This window comes from Embleya sp. NPDC005575, assembly GCF_040605455.1.
In the GTDB taxonomy this organism is placed as follows: Bacteria; Actinomycetota; Actinomycetes; order Streptomycetales; family Streptomycetaceae; genus Embleya.
Window position 1 is genome coordinate 1 of record NZ_JBEXCV010000327.1, and the last position, 2,250, is coordinate 2,250.

Consider the following 2,250-nt stretch of genomic DNA (forward strand, 5'->3'; position numbering starts at 1 on the left):
AGCCACGATCGGCAGACGCCTGAAAGCCACACCCGACACCTCTGGGTGGGAGAACCCTACGAATGGCTCGCCCTGCCCATCAACAAGGTAGGGACGCCTGAGCCGAGCCGACACAGGGGCCGGGGCAGGAGCCGGAACAGGAGCACCGGATGCGGCGTGTGTCACCGCCCGCCGCCCGCGCCCTACCGCTGCTGCGTGCTGAACCGCATCAACGCCCCCAGCACGTCAACCGCCCCCGGCAGCCCCCGCTCGATCGGATCCGGCGGGACCGCCCAGCGGGTGCGTTCGCCGCATGCGGTGGACGAGGGCGGGGCCGGTACGAAGTGGCCCACCGCGTGGTGGCGGACGTCGAACCGGGCCGTGTCGTTGTGGTCGACCGTGTACCAGTACAGGTTGCGCGCGCCCGGGTCGACCAGGAACAACAGCCGCTCACCCGGTAGATGCAGGACCGGCCCCAGCGGCAGACCCATCACCTCGAGTTGGTGGATCGCCGCGTAGCCCACCTTCGCCGGGGCGTCCAGGACGTCGAACTCCAGGCCGCTCGCGAGCAGGACCGTGTACGGCTTCGCGCTCCACCATTCCCAGACGTCGTCGGTCGATCGGGTGGCCCGGGTCAGCCCGGGTTCCGCGGCGGGGTGGGCGCCCGGGTCCGGGCAATCGGTGTCGCCGCACGAACATCGGCCGTCTTCGACGTAGGCACCGGGCAGCACGGGCCACCCGCGATCCACGACGTAGAAGAGAGCGGCGGCCTGGAGCGCAGCTCGGGTGCGTTGCCGCACAAGCATGTTCGTTCCGTTCCTCACAACCGCGATGACGACGGGATGTCGTGCGCGGACAGGTGTACTCCTACGAGTACACCGCCCGAAGCGGATGCCGAACAGATCCGCAACGCGGCCCGACCGTGCCACTTGTGGTCCGCTTGGTCCACTGCCGGCACGCTTCGCCCACGGCCTGACCCGACGTCAGAACCACGACCGCGACCCCCGCCGCCATCCGCCCACCGCCGCCGTCCTCACGAGGCCACCGACGACCTCACGCGGCCCCGGCCTCACGAGGTCAACGGCAGCTTCAACACCAGCAGCAACGCGATCAACTCGACCGCGACACAACCCAGCGCCCGAGGCCACGGCAACTCGTGCACCCGCGTCATCAGCATCGTCAGCAGCCACGCGGTCAGCGCGAACGACGCGATGCCGATACCGGCCACGATCGGATTGTCGTCGGGTGCGAACAGCGCGACCGCCAGCCGCGGCGCGTCCGCGATCCAGACCAGGATCATCGACAGAGTGATGAACGGCATCGGCGACCCGTTCCCGCCGAACTGGGTCGCGAGCGCGTGCGACACCAGCCCGAGCAGCGCACAGAACGCCGGCACCATGACGATCACAATGCCGAGCGCGGGCACGCTCGTACTCAGCGTCGAGTCGACGAGTTCCTTGCGGGACGCGTCGTTCGCGAGCACCGCGAGTGCGCCGCCGAGCGCGGACATGATCAGGGCCAGCCACCACACCGCCTGGTCGCGGACCGCGTCCATGGTGCGCAACGGGCGCAGGGCGAACCCGCTCAGCACCTCTTTCCAGTGCAGGTTTCGCGGCGGCGGGCCGCTGTATTGCGGCGGCTGTGGGTACGGCTGCTGCTGCCGAGGCGACACCGCGGGCGTCACCGTCGTGTACTCCTCCGGCGGCGCCCCGTAGATGTACAGGCTCGTCTCGTCCGGCAACGACAGCGGTCCATAGTTCGGGTCACCCGAGCCGCCCTGTCCACCCTGCGGCGACGAAGGCGGTGGCGGCGGTGGCGGAATCTGCTGCCCGTAGCCCTGCTGTCCGTCATGGCCTTGTTGCCCGCCATGGCCTTGCTGTCCGCCGTAGCCCTGCTGCCCATACCCCTGTTGGCCGCCGTACGGATCGCCGTGAGCCCCGCCATGCCGAGGTGGGTAACCCTGGCCGGCAGGCGGGGGCTGTTGCCGGTACGGGTCGTAGGGTCCATTGCCAGTCACATCAATGACGGTACCGGCAGTCCGACCCCCCGCGTCGTCCCGGGACGGTCGTAATTCGGGCACAAAAAAGTGATCGCCGCCGACCCTCCCGAAGGAGAGTCGGCGGCGATTGCGTCACCCGTCACACGAGCCCTACTTGGCCTCCGCGTCCTCCAGGGTCTCCTCGGCCGCCGGTGGTTCGGGGAGTTGCACGGACTGCAACAGCAGTTGTGCCACGTCGACGACGCGGAGTTCCTCCCGGGCCTCGCCGGCCT

2 protein-coding genes are annotated in these 2,250 nt (G+C 69.6%); both read right to left on the bottom strand.

Annotated features, from left to right (window positions below; genetic code table 11):
* Window positions 1-182 precede the first annotated feature (182 nt).
* Window positions 183-785, bottom strand: coding sequence for a bifunctional DNA primase/polymerase (locus tag ABZS54_RS42745; protein ID WP_355548816.1), 603 nt, complete (start codon window positions 783-785; stop codon window positions 183-185).
* A 263-nt stretch (window positions 786-1,048) separates the two neighbouring features.
* Window positions 1,049-1,996 carry a Yip1 family protein gene (locus tag ABZS54_RS42750; protein WP_355548819.1) on the bottom strand — a complete coding sequence of 316 codons (948 nt, stop codon included), beginning with the start codon at window positions 1,994-1,996 and terminating at the stop codon, window positions 1,049-1,051.
* Window positions 1,997-2,250 lie beyond the last annotated feature (254 nt).